This window comes from Glaciimonas sp. GNP009 (assembly GCF_054343755.1).
Genome location: NZ_JBTGUV010000004.1, coordinates 3,896,543 through 3,920,907, shown reverse-complemented (window position 1 = coordinate 3,920,907; position 24,365 = coordinate 3,896,543). Strand labels below are relative to the sequence as shown.

Annotated in this window: 20 protein-coding genes and 1 riboswitch; of the genes, 4 read left to right on the top strand and 16 right to left on the bottom strand. The window is 49.5% G+C overall.

Annotated elements, in window-relative coordinates; genetic code table 11:
• Positions 1-2 precede the first annotated feature (2 nt).
• Positions 3-1,568, top strand: a complete 1,566-nt coding sequence (tnpC, locus tag ACXX82_RS18225) for an IS66 family transposase (RefSeq protein WP_458562829.1) — start codon at positions 3-5, stop codon at positions 1,566-1,568.
• A gap of 180 nt (positions 1,569-1,748) precedes the next feature.
• Here the strand turns inward: tnpC and ACXX82_RS18220 are convergent, their stop codons facing one another.
• From ACXX82_RS18220 to ACXX82_RS18165, 12 genes are all read right to left on the bottom strand, one after another.
• Positions 1,749-2,069 (bottom strand): acyl carrier protein, encoded by a 321-nt coding sequence (locus tag ACXX82_RS18220; RefSeq protein WP_458563431.1) that lies wholly within the window; start codon positions 2,067-2,069, stop codon positions 1,749-1,751.
• Between the two features lie 10 nt (positions 2,070-2,079).
• Complete coding sequence (locus ACXX82_RS18215) at positions 2,080-2,388, bottom strand: acyl carrier protein (protein WP_458563430.1); 309 nt, start codon at positions 2,386-2,388, stop codon at positions 2,080-2,082.
• Positions 2,378-2,926, bottom strand: a complete 549-nt coding sequence (locus ACXX82_RS18210) for a hypothetical protein (protein ID WP_458563429.1) — start codon at positions 2,924-2,926, stop codon at positions 2,378-2,380. The genes ACXX82_RS18215 and ACXX82_RS18210 overlap by 11 nt, the downstream gene beginning before the upstream one ends.
• A 354-nt stretch (positions 2,927-3,280) precedes the next feature.
• A complete protein-coding gene (locus ACXX82_RS18205) occupies positions 3,281-4,069 on the bottom strand; it encodes an SDR family NAD(P)-dependent oxidoreductase (protein ID WP_458563428.1) in 789 nt (262 codons plus the stop codon).
• A gap of 199 nt (positions 4,070-4,268) precedes the next feature.
• Positions 4,269-5,846: an aldehyde dehydrogenase (NADP(+)) gene (locus ACXX82_RS18200; RefSeq protein ID WP_322237117.1), complete on the bottom strand. Its 1,578-nt coding sequence runs from the start codon at positions 5,844-5,846 to the stop codon at positions 4,269-4,271.
• Between the two features lie 50 nt (positions 5,847-5,896).
• Positions 5,897-6,892 carry an AraD1 family protein gene (araD1, locus tag ACXX82_RS18195; protein ID WP_322237115.1) on the bottom strand — a complete coding sequence of 332 codons (996 nt, stop codon included), beginning with the start codon at positions 6,890-6,892 and terminating at the stop codon, positions 5,897-5,899.
• A 104-nt stretch (positions 6,893-6,996) separates the two neighbouring features.
• Entirely contained in the window at positions 6,997-8,745 is a 1,749-nt protein-coding gene (locus tag ACXX82_RS18190) for an IlvD/Edd family dehydratase (RefSeq protein ID WP_322237114.1), read from the bottom strand.
• Positions 8,746-8,905: 160 nt separating this feature from the next.
• Positions 8,906-10,111 carry a multiple monosaccharide ABC transporter permease gene (gene mmsB, locus ACXX82_RS18185; RefSeq protein WP_416186871.1) on the bottom strand — a complete coding sequence of 402 codons (1,206 nt, stop codon included), beginning with the start codon at positions 10,109-10,111 and terminating at the stop codon, positions 8,906-8,908.
• A gap of 13 nt (positions 10,112-10,124) precedes the next feature.
• Complete coding sequence (mmsA, locus tag ACXX82_RS18180; protein WP_458563427.1) at positions 10,125-11,663, bottom strand: multiple monosaccharide ABC transporter ATP-binding protein; 1,539 nt, start codon at positions 11,661-11,663, stop codon at positions 10,125-10,127.
• Positions 11,664-11,904: 241 nt separating this feature from the next.
• On the bottom strand, positions 11,905-12,966 hold the full coding sequence (gene chvE / locus ACXX82_RS18175) for a multiple monosaccharide ABC transporter substrate-binding protein (protein ID WP_458564023.1): 1,062 nt from the start codon (positions 12,964-12,966) through the stop codon (positions 11,905-11,907).
• A 929-nt stretch (positions 12,967-13,895) separates the two neighbouring features.
• Positions 13,896-15,950 (bottom strand): polyphosphate kinase 1, encoded by a 2,055-nt coding sequence (gene ppk1, locus ACXX82_RS18170; RefSeq protein ID WP_323506216.1) that lies wholly within the window; start codon positions 15,948-15,950, stop codon positions 13,896-13,898.
• Between the two features lie 173 nt (positions 15,951-16,123).
• On the bottom strand, positions 16,124-16,432 hold the full coding sequence (locus tag ACXX82_RS18165; protein WP_322237105.1) for a DUF1272 domain-containing protein: 309 nt from the start codon (positions 16,430-16,432) through the stop codon (positions 16,124-16,126).
• A 312-nt stretch (positions 16,433-16,744) separates the two neighbouring features.
• Here ACXX82_RS18165 and ACXX82_RS18160 point away from each other — a divergent pair, with 312 nt between their 5' ends.
• Both ACXX82_RS18160 and ACXX82_RS18155 read left to right on the top strand, forming a co-directional pair.
• The gene (locus ACXX82_RS18160; RefSeq protein WP_323506215.1) at positions 16,745-17,083 is read left to right on the top strand and encodes a YnfA family protein; all 339 of its coding nucleotides are present in this window, start codon (positions 16,745-16,747) and stop codon (positions 17,081-17,083) included.
• Positions 17,084-17,162: 79 nt separating this feature from the next.
• The gene (locus ACXX82_RS18155; RefSeq protein WP_458563426.1) at positions 17,163-17,477 is read left to right on the top strand and encodes a hypothetical protein; all 315 of its coding nucleotides are present in this window, start codon (positions 17,163-17,165) and stop codon (positions 17,475-17,477) included.
• Positions 17,478-17,620: 143 nt separating this feature from the next.
• On the opposite strand, the gene ACXX82_RS18150 is transcribed toward ACXX82_RS18155, so the two are convergent.
• Complete coding sequence (locus tag ACXX82_RS18150) at positions 17,621-18,625, bottom strand: sodium:calcium antiporter (protein ID WP_323506213.1); 1,005 nt, start codon at positions 18,623-18,625, stop codon at positions 17,621-17,623.
• A 107-nt stretch (positions 18,626-18,732) separates the two neighbouring features.
• Positions 18,733-18,945, bottom strand: a riboswitch (yybP-ykoY riboswitch).
• Positions 18,946-19,206: 261 nt separating this feature from the next.
• On the opposite strand from ACXX82_RS18150, the gene lpxO reads away from it, so the two are divergent.
• A complete protein-coding gene (lpxO, locus tag ACXX82_RS18145) occupies positions 19,207-20,109 on the top strand; it encodes a lipid A hydroxylase LpxO (protein ID WP_322237098.1) in 903 nt (300 codons plus the stop codon).
• 63 nt (positions 20,110-20,172) lie between these two features.
• Here the strand turns inward: lpxO and fahA are convergent, their stop codons facing one another.
• The 3 genes from fahA to ACXX82_RS18130 form a co-directional block, all read right to left on the bottom strand.
• On the bottom strand, positions 20,173-21,450 hold the full coding sequence (fahA, locus tag ACXX82_RS18140) for a fumarylacetoacetase (RefSeq protein ID WP_323506212.1): 1,278 nt from the start codon (positions 21,448-21,450) through the stop codon (positions 20,173-20,175).
• Between the two features lie 83 nt (positions 21,451-21,533).
• Complete coding sequence (gene hmgA / locus ACXX82_RS18135) at positions 21,534-22,907, bottom strand: homogentisate 1,2-dioxygenase (protein ID WP_458563425.1); 1,374 nt, start codon at positions 22,905-22,907, stop codon at positions 21,534-21,536.
• Positions 22,908-22,925: 18 nt separating this feature from the next.
• Positions 22,926-24,314, bottom strand: coding sequence for an MFS transporter (locus ACXX82_RS18130; RefSeq protein WP_322237092.1), 1,389 nt, complete (start codon positions 24,312-24,314; stop codon positions 22,926-22,928).
• Positions 24,315-24,365: the final 51 nt, after the last annotated feature.

Sequence of the window (24,365 nt, the reverse complement as noted above, 5' to 3'; positions counted from 1 at the left end):
CCATGCCAACGCACACCACTCTTCCTGACGATATCGCGACCTTGCAGGCCATGATCCTGGAGCGTGACGTCGCCCTTGCCGCGCAAAGTGAAACGCTGGCGCAGTTGCGGGAAGAGCTTTCCACGCGCGGGATCGAAATCGAACACCTCAAGCTTCTTATCGCCAAGCTCAGACGCATGCAGTTCGGCCGCAAATCCGAGAAGCTCGATCACCAGATCGAACAACTTGAACTGCGACTGGAAGATTTGCAGGCCGATGAGAGTGCTGTTGCCATGGAAGAACCTCCGACCAGAAAGCCACGCCAGAGTGCACCGCGCAAACCGCTGCCCCTTCATTTACCCCGTGATGAGAAGATTTATTTGCCCGAACAAAATGCCTGTCCGGATTGCGGTGGTGGCCTGCGGCAACTGGGCGAAGACGTTGCTGAACAACTCGAATTCATTCCCGCCAGCTTCAGAGTCATCCGACACATTCGTCCGAAGCTGGCCTGCAAGTGCTGCGATACCATCCTGCAAGCTGCCGCGCCCAGTCGTCCGATTACACGCGGTCTGGCAGGTCCCGGATTACTGGCCCATGTACTGGTCAGTAAATATGCCGATCACCTGCCGCTCTATCGGCAATCTGTCATGTATGCCCGTGAAGGTGTCGAACTGGATCGGGGATTATTGGCTGACTGGGTCGGTGCTGCCAGCAGTTTGCTGCGACCACTGGTGGACGCGATTCGACGCCATGTGCTGGCTGCCACGAAACTGCATGCCGACGACACACCCATACCCGTTCTGGCACCGGGTAATGGCAAGACCAAGACAGCGCGACTATGGACCTATGTGCGGGATGACCGTCCTTCCGGATCTGTTGAACCAGCAGCAGTCTGGTTTGCCTATACTCCGGACCGTAAAGGCATCCATCCACAAACACATCTGGCCTCTTTTAGTGGCGTGTTGCAAGCGGATGCCTACGCTGGATTTAACGCCATTTATGAAAGCGGCCAGGTCGTGGAAGCCGCTTGCTGGGCGCATGCACGCCGTAAATTTTATGATTTGCATGTGGCCCGACCATCTGCGGTCACCACTGAAGCCTTGCGCCGGATCGGCGAACTGTATGTGATTGAAGCTGAGATTCGCGGCCAACCACCGGACCAACGTCGCGCAGCCCGACAAGCACAATCGCTCGCGCTTATCGATGACTTCGAATTCTGGTTACGGGCGACGCTTCTGCTGCTATCGCGCAAGTCAGACACGACCGCTGCCATCATGTATAGCCTCAATCTATGGCCTGCGCTAAAACGTTATTGTGACGATGGATGCATTGAAATCGATAATTCCGCAGCGGAGCGCTCCTTGCGTGGCGTCGCTATCGGACGTCGTAATTATCTCTTCGCGGGTGCCGACAGCGGTGGAGAGCGGGCTGCCGCTGTTTATTCACTGATCGGCACAGCGAAATTAAACGGTATTGATCCTGAAGCGTGGCTACGCCACGTTCTCACCCATATCGCCGACCACCCGGTCAATCAGGTCCATGACTTCCTGCCGTGGAACTTCACATCTACGATGGCGATAGCCCGCTAATTCTTGCCGATTGAATTTCTCTGCCGGAATTTATCGAGACGGCCGTGGGAATACGCTTACGTTACATGCGTAGTCGGCGAGATTTCTTCCCTCTCAATAAACCCGATTTCCACGACGAAAATATCCATGATTATTTCGAGGACTTCTTCCCGGGTCTGGTTATTTCTCATTAAATAAAACTCATCGAATTATACAATTCAACACCCAACTCAAAATTCCCTTAGGTCTTTTGAACGGAATTTTCACACCGCGATAAAGCATAACCAAATCTGCCATCTCGTTAAAAGTCGCTATTTTCTCCCACTCTCCCGCTGGTGCTAACATGTCAAAACGCTTCTCTACGGCGTTTAAAAAAATAGTGATGTCGTCTGTATAAATTTTAAAATCTTTAGTTACATGCGTGGCCGGTGAAATTTCTTCCCTCCCGATAAATCTGATTTCCACGACGAAGATATCCATGATTATTTCGAGGACGTCTTCACGGGTCTGGTTATTTTTCATGAAATAAAATTCATCTAAATATCCGCCTCAAAAAATCCCAAGGTTTTTTTCTTGGAATTTTCACACCGCGATAAAGCATAATCAAATCTGCTGTCTCGTTAAAAGTTGATATTTTTTCCCACTCTTCCGTTGGCGCTAACATGTCAAAATGTTTCTCCAAAACGCTTATAAAATAAGAGAGATCATCTGAATTAATTTTAAAATCTTTAGTTACGTGCGTGGCCGGTGAAATTTCTTCCCTTTCAATAAACCCGATTTCCACGACGAACATATCCATGATTATTTCGAGGACTTCTTCACGGGTCTGATTATTTGCCATCACGTGCCTCCAGTGCGCACATCCCAATACTAACAACATCGTAAATGGCAAATCCCACTGCGACAAAGGGTAATGCCCTACCAATGACGCCAAAAATACGAACCGAGCCAAAAGTGGCTTTAGCTGATTTTCGAAAATTAGTAGGGACTTTTGCCATTGGAAAAAATTTAAGTCCGAAATGACTAACAAGATTAGTATTTTTGCTAGAGTCCCAATATTGGGTATAACCCAACATTGATTTAGGTACCGGCATCCCACCAATACCAGCGCTCACAGAAATAGCAGCCAGTCCGTAATGGTCTTTCGCACAATCCCATAGTTGGTCAAGTGATAGATCCGGGATTTTTACATCGGGCCTTGAAATTTTCGTAAGTTGATATTGACCGTCATCGCCGAGCATTGCTATTGCGCCGCTGTAACCCTCCAATGATGAAAAGTCGTTCGCCAATCTACCTGTGTGAAGATTGTTGGTCAGACTACGATTATTTATTTTTTGTACGCCTTCAAAAATAGCGGCGTCAATAGTACATTCTTTCATGAGGCTGATCCCGGTAGATGCATCTTTACGCGTTGTGCGTAAGAGCGATCTATTGTGCTTCAAAAAAATTGTAATTATTAATTGGCGAAAGAGTACTTAAGGTTTTGTCTTACCATTGAAAATCAAGCGAAAATGTTTCTGCCATGCGCTTATCAAAACGTATCGACGAAATCGGCGAGCGTGATCTGCCCGACAGAACGGTTTGTGTGGAGGACCTTGATATGGGAAGAAAATAGGGGATTTTTTAACTTGGGCTGCGGGCCAAGTTGAACAGATTACTCTGATCGGCGACACCGTCGGAGCAATTTTGCGCAATGACCATACCGCACGTTGCGGTATCATTTCAGAAAAAAATTAACTCCAACCAGCATCAACCACAAATTCCTGCGATGTACACATCACACTATCGTCCGATGCCAAAAACAGCACCATCCGCGCCAGGTGCCAGGGCAATAATTTTCCAGACAGACATTGGTTGCGTTTGATGTCAGCCTCGCCTTTTTCATCCAGCCACAAATTATTCTGTCGTTCAGTAATTACCCAACCCGGCGTGACAGTATTGACCCGAATATTATGTGGACCAAGTTCCCGCGCCAGTCCACGCGTTAATCCGATCACCGCCGACTTAGCCGTGACGTAAGCCGGATAGCCACCGTTTGCTATGTGCCAGCTAATCGAACTAAAATTAATAATTGAACCACCGCCTTTTTTCTTCATGCCAGCTAACACCGCCTGACAAGTAAAAAATAACGGTCTCTGATTAATCGCAATACTGTTATCCCAAAACTCTACACTGACATCTTCAACGGCGTGCCGTGTATCATTCGCAGCGTTATTCACCAGAACGTCAAAATCACCAATCTCTTTGGCCATTGCTGCCATCGTTGCCTGCAACAGGCCGATGTCGCGGATATCGCAATGCCGAAACAACGGTGCAGGGAAGCCCGCTGCAGCCAATCTAGCGCATAATGCCTCGCTCGCTTCCGTTGCGATATCGACGAAGGCAACCAACGCACCCTGCCCCGCAAATGCGCTGACCAGCGCCTCGCCAATTCCGGTACCGCCGCCGGTAATGAATATGCGCTTCCCCTTTAAGCTCGGATATTGTGCAAGACCCTTAATCGCTTTTTGACTCGCTGACATGCTTACTCCAAAGTGTGAGGATTTACGTAAAATCGCTCCGTTAGGATTGTACATTCCTGACGAACTGTCTTCATCGCCAGGTTTGACAACCGCGTATCCGGAGCGATTTTGTGTCAGTCTGATAGAACTGTTCCGTCATCTAACATAAATAAACCTCACCGACTGTTTAGGGATCGACCAAGTATCCACGGATTGAACGTTATTTTGATAGTTTGCCATCCACGCGCTGCCAGATTCCCAATGGATTGCTATCCTGAATAGCGCTTGGCAACAATTGCTGCGGCAGATTCTGATACGACACCGGGCGCAAGAAGCGCTCTATTGCAGCACTGCCAACGGATGTACTGCGACCATCGGAAGTCGATGGGAATGGTCCGCCATGCACCATCGAATAGGACACTTCCACGCCAGTTGGAAAACCATTTGCCAGAATACGGCCAACTTTTCGTTCGAGGATGGGAAGCAATGTTCCCACTGCTTCATAGTCGCCCTCATCCATTTGCAATGTTGCGGTCAACTGACCTTCAAGATGTTCTGCAACTTGCTGCATTTCGGCGATATCCGCACAACTGATCAATAACGATGTTGGGCCAAAAATCTCTTCCGACAAATGCGCATCGACCAAAAAATCTGCCGCGCTGGCAGAGAATAACGATGGCGTACCTTTACAAGCACCATCAACGGCAACACCGCGACTAAGATCGTGCACCTTAGTATTTGCTGCCAGGCGACTAACCCCTTTTTGATAGGAATCATGTATCCCTGCGGTCAACATCGTGGCCGCAGTGCGTTGCGATAATTGCTCGGCTGCGAGTGTCGTGAAGCGTTCGAAATCAGCGCCCGCTACACCCAGTACCAAACCAGGATTGGTACAAAACTGACCGACGCCCATCACCAGAGAATCGACGAAACTGGTCGCCAGCGTATCGCCGCGGGCGGACAATGCTTGGGGCATCATGAAGACCGGATTAATACTACTCATTTCGGCATATACAGGAATCGGTTGCGGACGCGCAGCCGCAACTGCCATCAACGCCAATCCGCCTTGTCGTGAGCCGGTAAAGCCAACAGCCTGAATGGCAGGATGACGGACCAGCGCAGTGCCAAGATCATTGCCAACACCTGTCAATAGAGAAAATACGCCTTCCGGCAAGTTGCACTCGGCGACCGCTTGTTGTACCGCACGCCCCACCAATTCGGAAGTACCAGGATGCGCAGGATGTGCCTTAACAACTACCGGGCAACCGGCTGCCAGCGCCGCGGCCGTATCGCCACCGGCGACGGAAAATGCCAGTGGAAAATTGCTAGCGCCAAACACCGCAACCGGACCCAATGCAATCATCCGCATGCGCAGATCAACACGCGCAAGCGGCTTACGTTCTGGCAATGCCGGATCAATGCGCGCATCCATCCATGAGCCTTCGCGCAACACCGCAGCAAATAACTTTAGTTGTCCGACGGTACGACCGCGCTCGCCTTCAAGACGCGCTTGCGGCAAACCGCTCTCGGCCATGGCGCGTAGGATCAACGGTTCGCCCAGATCAATAATTTTTTGGGCAATCGTTTCCAGAAAGCGTGCACGGGTCTCCGGATCGGTCGCCCGATAGGGATCAAAAGCTTTTTGGGCCAGAGTGCAAGCTTGGTCAATCTGTGCGCTATTGACCGTATGAAAAACTGGCGCGATGTCCGTGCCCGAGACCGGACTGAATGCCGAAAATACTTCACCGTCGCCGGTAACGCTTTTAGCGCCGATGAGCGCCTGACCTGTGATATTCAATGGAGATTCCTTGGCCGATAACGGCAGATGTTTAATGGCTTAGCGAAAGCTTAAAGAGAATGAATTATAGGACGCGATAGTTCTTCCACGGCAAGTCGATTGCGCAAAGGTGGTCCGAATGCGGCTACGTCGATCTCAAAGGTTTCGCCCGCTGATACTTCAATTCCATCCACGCAACTTAGTGTCGCTGTGCCGAAGAAATGCACGTGCACGTCACCTGGACGGCAAAATAATGGATATTTAAAGTGATGATATTCCAAATTGGCGATGGTATGCGACATGTTGTCCTCACCGCTGACGAATGGTTTCTCCCAGCGCACTGCGCCTGCGGTGTCGAGAATTCGTGACATCCCTTCTACGTGGGAGGGTAATTCTCCCAACAATAAAGCCGGTCCCAGTGAACACTGGCGTAACTTGGAATGCGCCAAGTAGAGGTAATTCTGGCGCTCAGTCACGTGGTCTGAAAATTCGTTACCAATTGCATAACCCAAACGATACGGGGAGCCATCGACACCGATCACGTACAAGGCCGCGATTTCAGGCTCTTCGCCGCCATCTAACGCAAAGTGCGGCATGGTTAACGCTTCGCCACTGGCGCGTACGATCGAGCCATCACCTTTGTAGAACCATTCTGGTTGAACGCCCAACTTTCCTGCTGCGGGTTTTCCACCGTCGAGTCCCATACGAAACATTTTCATGCTATCGGTGAGCGTATCGATAGCGCTGACTTTTTTATGCATGGCGTCACGGCCATCAGCGCTGCCGAGATGCGTTAAGCCAGTGCCAGTAACAAAACAATGCGCGTGATCGGAATGATCCAACGGCGCTAAAAGTCGACCTTGTTCAGCGACGGTTACATAATCCACAACAGTCTCACCCAATGCACTGGTGGCGAGATCTTTTAGGGATGTTTTTTTGGCGATAGCTGCTTGCGCCAACGCATAAGTCGTCGCGTAACCGTCAATCAGGCGAATGGTCTCACTGTCGCTATCTAAAACGCCGATATGGCGGCTGTTGTCTGGTTGCTTGAATTGAACTAATAACATGGCTGTTCCGATTAAAAAATGCTTTTTAAAACGGTACAAACCTCGCCAAAACCACATAGTTCTTTTGATTAAAACAGCGAGACCTGACCGATTACGTTCATTGGTTAGTGTGAGTGCTTTGGCACTGCCGACCCCCGACAACCAACCAGGAAATCGAAGTCGCAACCTTCATCTGCTTGCAGCACACGGTCAATGTAAAGCTGTTGATAGCCACCTTTCATGGTCGGCGCATTGGTATCCACTGCTGCCGCCCGTGCGGTCTGGCGCTCCGCCATTTCTGCGTCGCTGATATCCAGATGCAAGCGTCCTGCATGACAATCCAGCTCGATCCAGTCGCCATCCTGTACGATGCCCAGCGGGCCACCGGCGGCTGCCTCCGGCGCTACGTGCAACACCACTGTGCCGTACGCAGTACCGCTCATTCTTGCGTCCGAAATTCGCACCATATCTTTGACCCCTTGCGCTAACAATTTTGGTGGAAGCCCCATATTGCCGACTTCAGCCATGCCCGGATACCCTTTAGGGCCGCAGTTTTTCATCACCAGCACCGAGCTTGCATCGACGTCCAGATCAGGATCGTTGATACGGATCTTATAGTGATCGAAATCCTCAAAAACAACAGCGCGACCACGGTGCTGCATCAATTCCGGCGAGGCAGCTGAAGGCTTTAGTACTGCCCCGCGTGGGGCCAGATTACCGCGTAGAATACAAATTCCGCCATCAGCAATCAGCGGATTATCCAACGTTCGAATCACCTCATCGTTGTACACCGGCGCACTTAATGTGTTTTCCCAGATCGATTTGCCATTCACCGTTAATGCATCCTTGTGCGGCAGCAGATTGCCATCACCAAGTCGACGCAAAACACCGGGTAAGCCACCAGCGTAATAGAACTCTTCCATCAAGAAGCGGCCGGACGGTTGCAAATCAACGATCGTGGGTGTGCCGCGGCCAATGTTAGTCCAATCTTCCAACTCCAGATTGACCCCGATACGGCCCGCAATCGCTTTCAAATGAATCACCGCGTTGGTGGAACCACCGATGGCGGCATTCACACGGATCGCATTTTCGAACGCTTCACGCGTTAGAATTTTGGATAGGCGCAGATCTTCCCATACCATCTCCACAATCCGCATTCCCGACATATGTGCCAGCACATAGCGTCGCGCATCAACAGCGGGAATGGCAGCATTGTGTGGCAATGACGTACCTAGTGCTTCGGCCATACAGGCCATGGTCGACGCCGTTCCCATAGTGTTGCAGGTGCCGGCCGACCGCGACATACCTGCTTCTGCCGACATAAATTCGTGCATGGTAATCTGGCCTGCCTTGACGGCTTCGCTCAACTGCCAAACCGCCGTGCCGGAACCAATATCTTTGCCATTATGTTTGCCATTCAGCATCGGGCCACCCGTGACGACGATGGCGGGAATATCGCAGCTGGCCGCGCCCATTAGCAAAGCGGGCGTGGTTTTATCGCAGCCGACCAACAACACCACCGCATCCATCGGATTGCCACGGATCGACTCCTCTACATCAATACTTGCCAGATTACGGGTTAGCATTGCCGTAGGACGCAGATTGGATTCGCCGCTGGAGAAAACCGGAAACTCAACCGGGAATCCGCCCGCCTCTAAAATCCCGTTTTTTACGTGTTCCGCAATTTTGCGAAAATGGGCATTACATGGCGTTAGCTCGGACCAGGTGTTGCAAATCCCGATGATGGGCTTTCCTTGAAACTCATGATCAGGAATGCCTTGATTTTTCATCCAGCTACGATACATGAAGCCGTTTTTGTCATTGGTGCCAAACCATTCGGCGGAGCGTAATGGACGTTTTTTGTCGATAGTCATGGTTGGCCTTCTTTTAAAAGATGAGCAGCATCCACTGGATCGCCGGGATACAGGATGCAAATGAAAAAATTGATCTAGGTTGTAAAGCGACCTCAGGTCTTGAAACGTAAGACCTGGCGCTTAAAAGGTCTTGCAATAATTCTTACAATAAGCGTTGCGCTTATTTGTTCTTGTTGTAGACATCGACACAAACAGCAGCTAGCAATACAAGACCTTTAATGACTTGCTGATAGTCAATTCCGATACCCATTATCGACATGCCGTTGTTCATCACACCCATCACAAACGCGCCGATCACAGCGCCCATAACTTTGCCGACACCGCCGGATGCCGAAGCGCCACCGATGAAACAGGCAGCAATTACATCTAGTTCAAATCCGGTACCGGCTTTTGGTGTCGCAGTATTCAGGCGTGCGGCAAAAATGAGTCCCGCCAAAGCAGCCAGCAAGCCCATGTTGACGAAGGTATAAAACGATACACGTGTTGTTTTGATACCAGATAATTTTGCGGCCTTTTCGTTACCACCGACAGCGTAGACGCGGCGACCTAGCGTCGTGCGATTAGCGATAAAGGTGTACACGACCATCAATGCAAACATGATGATCAATACGTTTGGCATCCCTTTGTAAGTCGAAAGCAAGTAGCTGAAATAAATGATGATGGACACAAACACGATATTTTTAATGATAAAAAACGTCAGCGGTTCGTCCTCCATTCCATGCTTGGTTTGGCTTAACCGCCCCCGAATTTTGACAATGATCAAGATTGCAGCAACAGCAACGCCTGCAAGCAACGATGTAGTGCGCAAGTCGACACCGTTTAGTGGATCAGGGATAAATCCTGAGCTGAGTCGCTGAAATGTATCAGGAAACGGTCCTACCGACTGTCCGTCCAGCAACGCCAGTGTTAATCCTTTAAATACCAACATCCCGGCAAGCGTAACGATAAACGACGGTATCCGAAAAAATGCCACAAAATAACCTTGCGCGCCACCGATAACAGCGCCAGCAATCAGGCAAATTACGATAGTAAGAATAAAGTTAAGGTGAAAATTCACCATCAGAACAGCCGCCAGCGCACCAACAAAACCGACTACCGAACCCACCGATAAATCGATGTGTCCCGCGACAATCACCATCAACATCCCAAGAGCCATGATGACAATATAACTATTCTGCAACACCAGATTGGTGAGGTTCAATGGCCGCATCAGCGTGCCATTTGTCATGTATTGGAAGAACGCCATGATCGCTATCAACGACAGCAACATCCCGTACTCACGCATATTCTTTTTGAGAAAACCTGCGTAGTCTTTGGTTTCCGCGATTGGTATAGGGCCAGGAAGTTGTGTCTCTGCTGCTGCCATTTTTGAGTTCATATTAGTTATCTCCGATCTTCGCGTTTTTTACAATCGCGCGCATAATTTTTTCTTGAGACGCTTCTGCCGCCAAAAACTCACCAACGAAGTTTCCTTCGTTCATGACATAAGTACGGTCACACATTCCCAGCAATTCGGGCATTTCCGATGAGATCATGATGATGCATTTTCCCTCAGCAGCCAATTGACTGATGATGTTGTAAATCTCGTACTTTGCACCGACGTCAATCCCGCGCGTCGGCTCATCGAGAATTAGCACATCAGGGTGGGAGAACAGCCACTTACTCAGCACCACTTTTTGCTGATTTCCACCCGATAAATTCAACACTTTTTGAAACACACTGGCGCAGCGAATCCGTAATTTGTTGCGGTAATCGGCAGCGACTTTATATTCCTGCCCTTCATCAATCACCAGCATCTTAGACACGCCGTCAAGATTCGCCAGAGTGATATTTTTTTGTATATCCTCATCCAGAATCAGACCGTAACCTTTTCGGTCTTCGGTGACATACGCGATGCCGTGGTTAATTGCTTTTTGGACTGTGCCGACATCAATTTCTTTGCCACGCAAAAAAACCTTGCCACTGATACGCTTGCCGTAAGTCCGTCCAAAAATACTCATCGCCAGCTCGGTACGACCCGCGCCCATCAATCCGGCGATGCCGACAATTTCGCCTTTTTTTACATGAAAATCGACGCCTTTGATCACTTCCCGATCAGGGTGCAACGGATGATGCACGCGCCATTGCTTTACTTCAAATATGGTTTCGCCAATGTCAGGTGTGCGCTTCGGATAACGATCAGCCATTTCACGACCAACCATGTTCTGGATGATGCGATCTTCGCTGATCACTTCTTTGTGGCAATCCAGCGTATCGACTGTCGTGCCGTCGCGCAAGATCGTAATCGAGTCCGCTACCTTCGAAATTTCGTTGAGTTTATGTGAAATAAGGATCGAAGAAATTCCCTCAGCCTTGAGTTCCAGCAACAGTTCGAGCAATGCGTCGCTGTCGCTTTCATTCAGGCTGGCGGTTGGCTCATCCAAAATCAGCAATTTGACTTTTTTAGAGAGCGCTTTGGCAATTTCAATCAACTGCTGCTTACCAACACCCAAGTTCGTGATCAACGTACTCGGCGATTCTTTCAGCCCGACTTTTTGCAGGAGTTCTTTGGCTTTGTTGTACGACAAAGCCGTATCGATAATACCGTTAGTGGCCTGCTCGTTGCCAAGAAAAATATTTTCTGTAATCGACAACAACGGCACTAATGCCAACTCTTGATGGATGATGATGATGCCGATCTTTTCGCTATCGGCAATATCTTTAAATTGGCGTTCCTGACCTTGAAAATGTATTTCACCTGAATAGGTGCCGTAGGGAAACACACCACTCAACACTTTCATCAAGGTTGATTTTCCGGCCCCGTTTTCGCCCACGAGAGCATGAATTTCGCCACTGCGGACTACCAGGTTCACATTGTCCAGCGCTTTAACGCCAGGGAATGTTTTCTGGATTCCTCGCATCTCAAGGATCGTTTCCATCTTATAACCTCTTATCGTCACCAGAGCGCCGCAATGTTGCAACTTTCAGCACTTGATTGACAACCAAATTTCGACTGAATATTAATAACAGGGTTTCGTTAACACCTTCGCTGATCGTACGAATCGGCACTTGCGACGGGTTCAGTACCGACATCAATACCGCATCCATTCAGCACCGCAGAATCGAATGGAGAAGCAACTCTCCTATCGAAACCACGGTTCTTCGCGCAGGTTTATTACTTTATTTAATTTGCGCTTCGGTGTAATAACCGCTGCCAGTGACCAATACTTGCTTCCAGTTAGACGCATCAACAACGACCGGCTTCAACAGGAACGCAGGAACAACCTTCACGCCATTGTTATAGGTTTTGGTATCGTTGATTGCCGGTGTCTTACCGCTTAACACAGCATCAACCATGCCGACCGTCACCTTGGCGAGTTCACGCGTATCTTTAAAGACCGTTGAGCGTTGCTCGCCGCGGATAATTGATTTCACCGATGGGATCTCGGCATCTTGTCCGGTGACGACAGGCATTGGTAGTTTTGGCGTGCCATATCCGACACCTTTCAACGATGAAATGATACCGATACTCAAGCCATCATATGGCGACAAAACCGCATCTACCCGTGCGTTTGTGTAATACGCGCTCAACAGATTATCCATACGCGCCTGTGCAACTGCACCATCCCAACGTAGCGTGGAAACCTTTTCCATGCCCAGCTGTTTGCTGCGAACAACCAGCTTGCCGCTATCGATATATGGTTTCAAGACTGACATCGCGCCATTGTAGAAAAAGAAGGCATTGTTATCATCTGCCGAACCGCCGAAAAGCTCAATATTGAATGGACCCTTGCCATCTTTTAAATCGAGCGCTTTGACGATATAACCGGCTTGCAGTACGCCAACCTGAAAGTTGTCGAAAGTGGCGTAGTAATTAACGTTTTTGGAATTGCGGATCAAACGATCATACGCAATAATCTTGACGCCCTTGTCGGCGGCTTTTTGCAGTACGTCGGACAGCGTTGTGCCGTCAATTGATGCGATCACCAGGACTTTTGCGCCTTTGGTTACCATGTTTTCAATTTGCGCCAACTGATTCGGGATGTCATCTTCAGCGTATTGCAAATCGGTCTTGTAACCTTTTTCTTTGAAGACCTTGACCATATTGTCACCATCAGCGATCCAGCGCGCTGAGGATTTTGTCGGCATTGAAATACCGACCAATGCTTTTTCCTGCGCGCTGGCCTGCGATGCAACGCCAATTAGGCCTATCATCAATCCTAGAATCGTGGATTTAATCATCTTCACAACTTGTCTCCTTTAGTTATTGTGGTGCTGCGAGTATTAAGTACGACGAACCTGCTAGTGTTAGGTCAAACGACAACGGTGATGTGCTTTCTACAGCAACCTCGCCCGGCGCCAATCAGCACACTTTTTTTATTATCGCAAAATAAGGTAGCACGGCTTTGATGGAATACCTTTCCCAAACGCATCTTAACCTTTTCAATGCCAACCTTTTTAACAACTTCACCCGTTATAGTACGAATGTTAGCGATATCAAACAAATGAATTTTTTTACAAATTCAATATTCATTTTGATATCCAGGGCTCAGTTCGCCCCCAGAGATATAGTGCAACTGTGAGCGACCTGATTACTCTAGCCAAAAGAAAAAATACGCGCTTATTGGCTAAATCTTGGCATAGTGTAAAAATTCCTGGGCGCTATGACCAATCACTTTTTATTCATAAGTGATATCTATTTTGGTATCACTAGATTGCGCGCTGACTGAATAAAATCAACGGCAGAGTGACATCCGAGCCATTAATTTATTCACGGGGTAACGAACGTATGGAAAACGTCGCCGATTAGGAGTTGCTGGAACACGAATAGACACGCGGTATGAATGGCGCTAGCGATGGTAAGGAATATTCCTATCCATCCAAGCTTGCTCTCAAAGGTGGCGTGGGTGTTGTTGCGATTTTTTGATACGTAATATTTCGTGTTTCTCAGTTACGCGATACGTAGACTTTCAGAATATAGATAGAGTCGCGCAGGTATTTGACACGATCAACCGCAGAACGCGGCGCTAAGTCAGGCGGACTACGCAATATATCTCTTAATACCTGACGATAAAGAGAGATTCCTCTCCATCAATTTGACATCGCATGGAAACGAACTAGACTTGACTCAAGCAATGAATGCGCTTTTTACGCAACTAATTGAAGCGCGCTCAAAACCGCGCCAACAAATCAATCTGACTCACTAATGGCTCTGCATCACCCGGCTTCACTTTTTTGTAAGAGCCATCACTCGTCATATCCCATGCTGAGGCATTATCTTGCAGATGTATCAGCAAACTTTCTTCAATGACCCGGCGCTTCAACTTACTGTCAAGAATCGGAAATGCGGTTTCAATGCGGCGGAATAAATTGCGATCCATCCAGTCGGCGCTGGACAGTGTCACGTTTTCCTCACCGTCTGCATAAAAATAGAAGACCCGATGATGCTCTAAAAAACGGCCAATAACGGAACGCACGGTGATGTTATCCGACAAGCCGGGAACACCGGCTTGCAGCGCACATACGCCGCGAATAATCAGCTGGATTCTTACCCCAGCTTGTGAGGCCTCGTACAAAGCGGCGATGACGGTTGGTTCCAGTAATGCGTTCATCTTGGCAATGATGTAGCCCTGCCGTCCGGCTTTGGCAGCGTCGACTTCCTTCTGAATGGCCTTGAGAATATTCGCGTGTAACGTAAAAGGCGATTGCCACAAACGCTTAAGCTGAACTTGCTTGCCGAATCCTGTCAGTTGCTGAAACACGTTATGGACGTCTTCGCACATTTTGTCATCACTGGTCATCAGACCGAAGTCCGTGTACAAACGCGCAGTCCGGGAGTGATAGTTGCCTGTACCAAGATGCACGTAGCGCTTGAGTTTGGTGTGCTTGGCATGTTGTTTTCGGCGTACGATCAACAGCATCTTGGCGTGGGTTTTATAACCGAAGACCCCATATACAACATGTGCGCCGACTGCTTCCAGTTTGGCAGCCCAGCCGATATTGGTTTCTTCATCAAAGCGCGCCATTAGTTCCAGCACGACAGTCACTTCCTTACCGTTTTTTGCTGCTTGCATCAACGCATTCATCAGCGCCGATTCATTACCGGTACGATAAATAGTTTGCTTGATGGCCAGCACATCGGGATCAATTGCTGCCTGCTGTAACAGTTCCAGAACCGGCTGAAAACTCTCGTAGGGATGATGCAACAAAACATCATCCTGATCAATGACATCAAACACCGACGATCCGGTAAAGAACGACTTTGGCAGCACTGGTGTGTGCGGTACAAACTTCAAATCGGGGCGATCAACCAAATCCGGTAATGGCATCAACCGGACCAGATTGACCGAACCATTGACGCGATAACAATCGGCTTGCTGCAAACCGTTTTGGTTCAGTAACCGTAATACTAACGATGCGGGGATATCATCCCCAACCTCCAGACGCACCGCATTGCCAAGTTGGCGAGTTGGGAGTTCGCCCTGCAATGCCAGCCGTAAATCGGTGACTTCATCTTCATCCACAAACAGATCGCTGTTACGGGTCACGCGGAATTGATAGCATCCGCCGATAGATAAGCCGGGGAATAATTCACCCACGAAGCATTGCATGAAGCTGCTTAACAGAACGAAGCCATAAGGATGACGCGACAACTCTTCCGGCATGCGCACCAATCGCGGTAACGCGCGCGGTGCCTGAACGATGGCAAGTTCCGGTTCGCGACCAAAGGCATCTTTGCCGCTCAATTTGACGGCAAAATTTAAACTCTTGTTGAGTACTTTGGGAAAAGGATGCGCTGGGTCAAGACCAATCGGTGTCAATACCGGCAGCAGTTCCGTTTTAAAAAATTCGTGCGCCCAGGCGCGCTGCTTTTCGTCCCAATCCGACTCTGCGTAAAAAACGATTCCCTCAGCATTGAGCGCAGGCAATAGCACATCGTTAAATAGCGCATATTGGCGAGCGACCAGTTTTTGGGCGCGCTCGCTGATGACCGTGTAAGCCTGTTGTAGCGACATTCCGTCTGGCGTCACGCCATCGATCGATTCGCGCATTTGTTCCTGCAAACCCGACATACGAATTTCAGAAAATTCATCAAGGTTGCTGCTGGTAATGCATACAAAGCGCACGCGCTCGAGCAAAGGCACGTTTGAATCTTCCGCTTGGGCCAACACCCGCTCATTGAAGGCAAGGACGCCGAGTTCGCGATTTAGTAGAGGAAAGGTCATATTTTTCAATAAATCGTCATCGGGTGGTGGACCAGCAATCTGCCTGAATCGCTAGTCGGAGGTATTGCTCATCATAATCGGGCAGATTGTAATGTTCGATTGTGACGAACCAATGACACGTAAAAAAGGAGCCCGCGCCCATACATGCCTGTCCATGTTATCCCTGTTTAGGACTAACGTTGCTCCGGTGGGATTGCTTTGATTGTAGCGGCAAAGCGCGCATGCACCTCAGCATCGACCGGCCTGTGCTTAACCTCGGTTTTTGCCGGATCGGTCCCGAGGAAATTACCGCCCTTGCGGTTTGTTGCCGGTCTGATCGGTCGATGAACAAAGCCGCCGCCACAATTTGGACAGACATTCTCCAGAACGTTATCGACGCAGGATGCACAAAAGGTACATTCATAGGAGCAAATACGTGCGTCAAGTGAAGCCGGAGGTAATGCTTTGTTGCAGTGTTCACAGGTGGGTCTGAGTTCCAGCATCGTATCTCCTTTTGTTATTAAAGAGCAGTTGAGGGGTAACCAAGAGGTGATTAAGAGGCTAGTAAGAAGCACTTAAAGCGTAATTTTTATTAGTGTATGCCGTTCAACACCCACCAAGAATATACCGAAACTGTGCAGGTTAAGCCACAGGATAAGTTACTCCGCTTTGGTCAGCGAAACGACACCGTGCGTGTGCCAATAGATTGGCTTAAATCGGCAAAAAACAAAATACACCCTTAAAAATTTGCCGTACCGTATACTCCTCCCCTACCATATAAATAACGCCAATCCTGGTCAGGGAAATTTTCCACCATGCTTTTGACTGCATTCGTAAAAACGTTTGGATTATTTTTTTTAACCGCCGTTGCCGAGATACTCGGCTGCTATCTGCCAATGCTATGGCTCAATGGCAAAGGTTCAGCGTGGTTGCTACTTCCAGCGGTCGTTAGTCTGGTCGCGTTCGTCTGGTTGCTTACACTCCATCCCGTTGCCAGTGGTCGCGTCTACGCTACCTATGGCGCGGTATATATTTCCACAGCTATAGTTTGGTTATGGAGTATAGATGGCATTACGCCACGTTGGAGTGATGTACTGGGTGCCGGACTAGCATTGAGCGGCGCAGCCATCATAGCCATGGGGTCGCGCGCCTAGTTCGTATGTCCTTGGAAAACGGTCAAAATCAGTTCATCACAGTTTTCCGAAAAATCAAAAATTCACCAAGAAAATTCACATGAAAAAACAAATTATCCGTATCGCCCCGCTGCAAACCGCCAAGATATTAGCTGTTCTTTATTTTGCCATCACCTTACTGCTCATGATTGTGTCGGCTCTAATTACGTGGATCGAGCTGGATTTCCGCGCATTCCAATTGTCCGGATTGATCCTTTCGACACCGATTCTGTACGCGCTATGTGGTTTTGGTTGTACGCTGTTTGGCGCGTGGGTGTACAACACGGCCGCGCAACGCATAGGTGGAATTGAATTTGAAACCAAAGAGATTAACGTGGCGCGAGATGAAATCAATACCGGAGTGTCGGAAATCTGAAGCACCGATGATGCGAGGATCATAACGCGCCTCAAGACCACGGGCCTGAACAGAGCGAGGCCCCTCAAGTCCCTAGCGCTCACCCCCCTGTAAATAGTCAACATTTAACGACGGCTCAAACTAGCTTAGACAAATTATGACCATTAACGTACACCAATAATCGCCAGGCCCGCTGCAAATATCAGATACAGTCCGCCAAACATTGCCAGCCGACCACCCGTCAACACCTGTTTGCGCAACAGCACATACAATCCTGCGATTGACACCATGGTGATCGTTCCGGCCCAAATAAGCGCGGTATCCAGCATCCATGGCGTGAAGATTAATACCAATGCGGTGGGAATCGTCGCTTGAATCATCATTGCACCACTAATATTACTCAGCGCTAATGTCTGTTTACCTTGTCGCACCCAGATCACCGCATTTAGAATCTCTGGCAGTTCAGTCGCAATCGGGCTCAGCAATAAAGCCACCAAATGGGGGGAAATACCAAGCCATGGCGCCATTGCCTCAAGCTGCGCCACAAATAGCTGTGAACTCAAAAAAATGACGACGAGCGCAACTATTGTCTGCAATGCAGCCCAGCCAAGTCCCGGTTGTGGATCGTTTGGGCGAAATTTCAGCGGATCAAGATCGTGAATCTCCACATCGGCGCTATCCTCTTTGCGGATCTCGCCCCAAATATAAGTGCCGTATGCCAGCAGAAACAACAAACCGAGCCACGGCTTGAAGGTGAACGCGAACAAACCAAGCAAGACCTTCAGGACAAAAATTCCCATGAACCAGGCTTGGTCGCGACTTAATCGGGCGCCATCGGCTGCGGAAAGTAAGATACCTCCAATTTTTTTGCGGTTCAGAATAAACATCAAGCCGACGACTGCATAAGCAATCGTGCTCAGCGCCAACGGGCCACCAAGGGCAGCGCCAACGCCGATATCTTTATGCGCCGCATCGCGACCAAACACCACCGCTACAAAAGTAACGACAGTTTCTGGTAATGCCGTGCCGAACGCAGCCAGCACAGTACCGACAGCGCTTTGGGCAACACCCAAACGACGTCCTACCCATTCGATACTATTGACGAAATACTCACATGACAAATAAATAACAATTGCTGAGCCCAGCAACAACGCAATGGTTAATATCATGCCGTTACTCCTTGCCAGACGATAGCCTGATCAGCGGAGAGTGAAATGCGTGATAAATTGGAATGACCAACAGGAAAATAACGAGACTTGCACATAAAGGAGTTCCTGAGGGCTGGGCGCTGACAAATGGCGCAGCGCCCCCGCCCAGCCGGGTAAGGACATTGCACCAAAGGTCTTGCCACACCTGACGGTCTCGTATGCCATGACGATAAGCGTCAAGTATGTTGACATACGCTCATTGCAACAATGACTCGCTCTACGCTAACTTTAAGTCAGGCACGGCAGCGTCAATCTATCGCAAGAAGGCTACTCCCCAAAGGAAGCGCCGATATTATCATTAAAATTCGCGGTCTGGCAATCGTCCAAATAGGTTTGCCGCCATTCATTGCCATTCTATTTGCCCATAAATGGTCATAAACGAGGAAAAATAGTCACAAACGGCTAAAATGTCGACTAAATGCATTTCAGGCTGACTTCTTATTGTTTTTTTGCTCATTGATACTTAACGTTAGCGCGCCTTCCTGAGTGCCTCCGACGTTGAATAATCGTGAAGCAGTTTTTTTTGATTGGAGCACATTGTCATGAAATGGGCAGTGATTAGCATTTTTCTTTTATCCATTATTTACGTCCACTTCCGCGGCAAGGTACGGTTACCGTTTTTTCGTCAGTTGTTCGACCATTCGTCGATCATGGCACCGTTGAATATTTTGATGTACATGTTTTCCAAAGTGCCGACCAACACGGCTTATCTGCCAACCAGCGCTTTCAGTGACTTGAAAATTCTGGAAGACAATTGGGAAACTATTCGCGACGAAGCGCAAGCCCTGATCGGAATGGAAAAAATCCGCGCTGCGGCGAAGAACGACGACGCCGGTTTTAACTCATTTTTTAAAGCTGGCTGGAAACGTTTCTATCTGAAATGGTATGACGCCAGCCATCCATCGGCTGAACAGTTTTGTCCGAAAACGGTCGCGTTACTGCGCCGGACACCAAGCGTAAAAGCTGCCATGTTTGCAGAACTTGGACCGGGCGGAAAACTGAATTTGCATCGCGATCCATTTGCTGGATCGATGCGCTATCATCTTGGTCTTATTACGCCGAATGATGATCGCTGTTTTATTGAGGTCAATGGCGAACGCCATAGCTGGCGTGATGGTCAGGGTGTCGTATTTGACGAAACATTCATGCACTGGGCGCATAACGGCACCGACGTCAATCGCATCATCATCTTCTGCGATATCGAACGCCCGATGAAGTATGCGTGGGCGCAGGCTGTCAACCGCTGGCTTGGCCGCCACATGATGAGCGCAGCTGCATCACCGAATGACACAGGAGATGAAACCGGCGGCATTAACAAGCTGTTTCGCTTTGTCTGGGCTGCCGGACAATACCGCAGAGCGCTCAAAAAGTTTAGCAAGCCGCTCTATTACGTGATCAAATTTGGTTTAATAATCGGCGTCATCGCTGCCATCATCTGGTTATAAAAGATCCTCACATAAATGTTTGTTTGGGCACGAAGCATCGTGCCCAAGCCTCCCAAATCCGCTTTACCGCGCTGGCAATATCTTGCCGGTGACCTGACCAAAACCAACGCGATAGCCGTCACCCTGACACCATCCGGTCATGCTGATTTCATCGCCATCCTGAATAAAACCGCGTTGCATGCCATTTGCCAAGATCAACGGCTTCTGCCCGTTCCGCGTCAATTCCAGCAGACTACCGAACGCGCCTGATGCGCTGCCACTGATGGTGCCAGAGCCCATCAAGTCGCCGACTTTAGTATTACAGCCGGATACAGTGTGATGCGCCAGTTGTTGCGCCATGGTCCAATACATCGCCTTAAAATTGGTCTTACAAATTGTTTGTCCCGAACCAGGCTTCCCCTCGTCCTCTATGGGCGTCAACGTCACTTCGAGAGCAATGTTATAGGCATTATCGGTCTGTTGCTGCAAGTACGGCAATGGTGTCGGTTGCTGCACAGGACTGGCAACACGGAACGGCTCCAGCGCTTCCATCGTCACCACCCAAGGTGAAATCGAGGTGCCGAATGATTTACTATTGAACGGTCCCAGCGGGACATATTCCCACTGCTGTAAATCGCGGGCGCTCCAATCATTAAGCAATACCATGCCAAAAATATGTTGCTCCGCCACGTTGATATCAATCGGTTCGCCCAAAGCATTTGGCTGCCCGATCAAGAAACCGGTTTCCAGCTCAAAATCCAGCTTGCGGGATGGTGCAAAAATCGGGGCATCAACATCTGGCAGTTTTAATTGTCCTTTTGGGCGATGCAATGCGGTTCCACTCACCACCACTGAACTGGCGCGCCCGTTGTAGCCAATCGGGATATGCAGCCAGTTTGGTAACAAGGCATTTTCTGGATCACGGAACATTGATCCGACATTGGTAGCGTGTTCTTTCGACGAATAGAAATCGGTGTAACCGGCGATTTCCATCGGCAAATGTAAAGTAACCGCATCTTGCCGCAGGAATGCAGCAGTGCGCAATATTTGATCATCACGCAATAGCGGATTATCGTCACGCAACAAGTGACTAATCAGCTCGCGCGTCGCACGCCAGGTAGCATGCCCTAGCGCCACAAACTGATTCAAGCTACCGCTAAGAAAAATTTCCGATGGCAAAGGCAGGAGATCGGCGTCTGCCAACATTGCCAGATCCAGCACTTGATCGCCAATGGCGACGCCGACGCGTAAGGTCGGATCTTCGACACTGCTGAAGATACCAAAAGGCAAATTTTGAATAGGGAAATGGCATTCTGGTGATGTCTCAATAAAAGACTTCAGCGTTGGGTCATTGGGTTGCATAAGAACTCCCGTTTAAATTTATATAGTGCATTTCGTCATACCGTCACCCACATTAAGCATGACTGTCAGTCCGTAAAAAAAACTCAAGGCAGTCCATTAAAATTCTTTTTCAGACCATCCCAGCAAGCCAGATAATCTTTCTGTAAAAGTGGCGACTCTAGCGCAAAATGCGTCGGATGAATCACGTATCGACTTTCAAACATAAAGGCCAACGTATTGTCGATTCGATGCGGCATCAGTGTCGCGTTGCTAGCGTTCTCAAAAGTTGTGGCATCGGGGCCGTGGCCACTCATGCAATTGTGCAGACTACCGCCGCCCGGGGCGAAGCCTTCGGCCTTGGCATCATAAGCGCCGTGCACCAATCCCATGTATTCGCTCATGACATTACGATGAAACCAAGGTGGCCGGAAAGTATTTTCGGCCACCATCCAGCGCGGGGGAAAGATTACAAAGTCCACATTAGCGGTTCCTCCAGTATCCGATGGCGAGGTCAAGACCGTAAAAATAGAAGGATCAGGATGATCGAAACTGACCGTATTAATCGTATTAAAGCGACTCAGGTCATACTTGTAAGGCGAATAATTGCCATGCCACGCGACCACGTCCAGCGGTGAATGGTCAATCGCGGCAGACCAACATTGCCCGCCAAATTTTGCCACTAACTGAAAATCGCCTTCCCTGTCTTCATAGGCGGCCACTGGCGTCTGAAAGTCACGGGTATTGGCTAATCCATTTGATCCAATCGGGCCTAATTCGGGCAACTCAAATTGCGCGCCATAATTCTCACAAATGTAACCACGCGCTGCGCCATCCGGCAGCACCATACGAAAGCGCACACCACGCGGGATCACCAAAATCTCACCCGGCTTGACATCCACTATGCCGAACTCGGTATGCGCCAGCAAACGGCCTTGCTGCGGCACGATCAACAATTCGCCATCAGCATCATAAAAAAATCGATCGTACATCGAACGATTCGCGACGTATATATGGATTCCCATACCCGCTTGCATCGACGTATCCCCGTTTCCGGCAATGGTCACCAAGCCATCAATAAAATCGGCCGGTTGGTCGGACGCTGGCAACGGTAAAGGGTCCCAGCGCAGCTGGTTGGGCGACGCCGCCACCTGGTTAAAAGGCCCACTGCGCAATAAGGGATGATCACACGGCTCAAAGGCATGATGCATCACGCCCGGCCGAATGCGATACAACCAGGAACGACGATTACGCGCGCGCGGTGCGGTAAACGCCGTGCCGGATAATTGCTCGGCATAGAGGCCGTACGCTACTTTTTGTGGTGAATTTTGGCTGGCGGGCAACGCGCCGGGTAAAGCCTCTGTAGCGAAGTCATTACAAAATCCGGATTGATACCTGAGCACGCCGGCATCTTCAGAATCTGTTTTGTGAATTGCGTCCTGCGTAGATGCGCGCAATGGCTCGGCAATTGGTGTTGACATGCGTACTCTCCTTACGATTTATGTGGCGCGACTAGTGGATTGCCCCGCATTGGCGCTGGTTGATTGACGAAGGGAGTTGTTTCCCATCAATATCAGCATCAGCGCCGAAACGAGTGCCGGTACTGCCAAGACGATAAAAATCGTGCTGTTCGGCCAGTTAAGGCGTATCAATTCACCACCCAATACCGGACCCACAATCGAGCCAATCCTTCCGATTCCGAGACTCCAACCGATACCAGTCGAACGCAATGTGGTCGGGTAATACGTGCCAGCCAACGCATTTACCGCAGGTTGACCGCCAACAATACAAAAGCCAGCAACAAAAATACTTCCAAATAAGAAAATCAACGATGCCTCGGGACGTCCAATCAAGGCCACGGCGATACCGGCAACGACGAACACTGGAATCAACACCCGGCGAAAACTCGAACGGTCAATTAGTTGTCCCATAATCAGCGTCCCGAACGTGCCACCGATCTGTAGCGCGGTGCCAGCCAATACCGCGTTCGCCGTCGATAATCCAGCGTCTTTTGCGATGGTGGGCAACCAGTTTGACAGAAAATACAAATTCACGAGATTCATGAAGTTGATTACCCATAGCAGGATCGTGACCTTTGCCCTGCCCTCCTGAAAAAGTTGCAGCATCGGTGCGCCTTTACCTGCTTTTTCGTTCACCACGTAACGGGTATCAGCATCTATGTGGATGTTTGGATCAATCCGACGCAACCACTTGCCGACCTGATCTAGCTTCTTACCGCGCAGCACCAAAAACTGCATTGATTCTGGCAGCAGAAAAATCATCAGCGCACCAATAACCAACGGCACAACGCCGCCAACATGGAACACCGATTGCCATCCGAAACGCGGAATCAGGTATGCCGACAACAGCCCGCCCAGCACCGCACCCAACGTAAAGCCGCAAGATACCAGCATCATCAATGTCACACGTTTGCGTAGTGGACTGTATTCACCCGCCAGCGCCATCGCGTTCGGCATAATCGCGCCCAGCCCCAAACCGGTGACGAAGCGGATGATTTCCAACTGACCGATGGAAGTTGCCATCGGCGTCACTAGCATGCAGATGGCAAAAAATAACGTCGCTGCGATCAATACCGGGCGCCTGCCAATCCGATCGGCCAAAATACTAAACGTCAACGAACCGACTAGCATTCCGAACAAACCAGCCCCAAAAACCGGTCCAAGATGCGATTTCGCAATACCCCAATCCTGAATAATCGCGGGCGCTACGTAGCCCATGGCCTGCACATCAAAACCATCAACGATCAGACACAAGCCGCACAAAATTAACATAATCGTTTGAGGAACGCCGATTTTGCTGCGGTCGATTAAGGCAGGAATGTCTAACTGGCGGTGGACGCCATCAGGCGATGATGAGGCTAATGTCATGAATACGGTCTCCGAAAAAGTGTTGTCTGTCGGATCATTAGCGCCCGACCT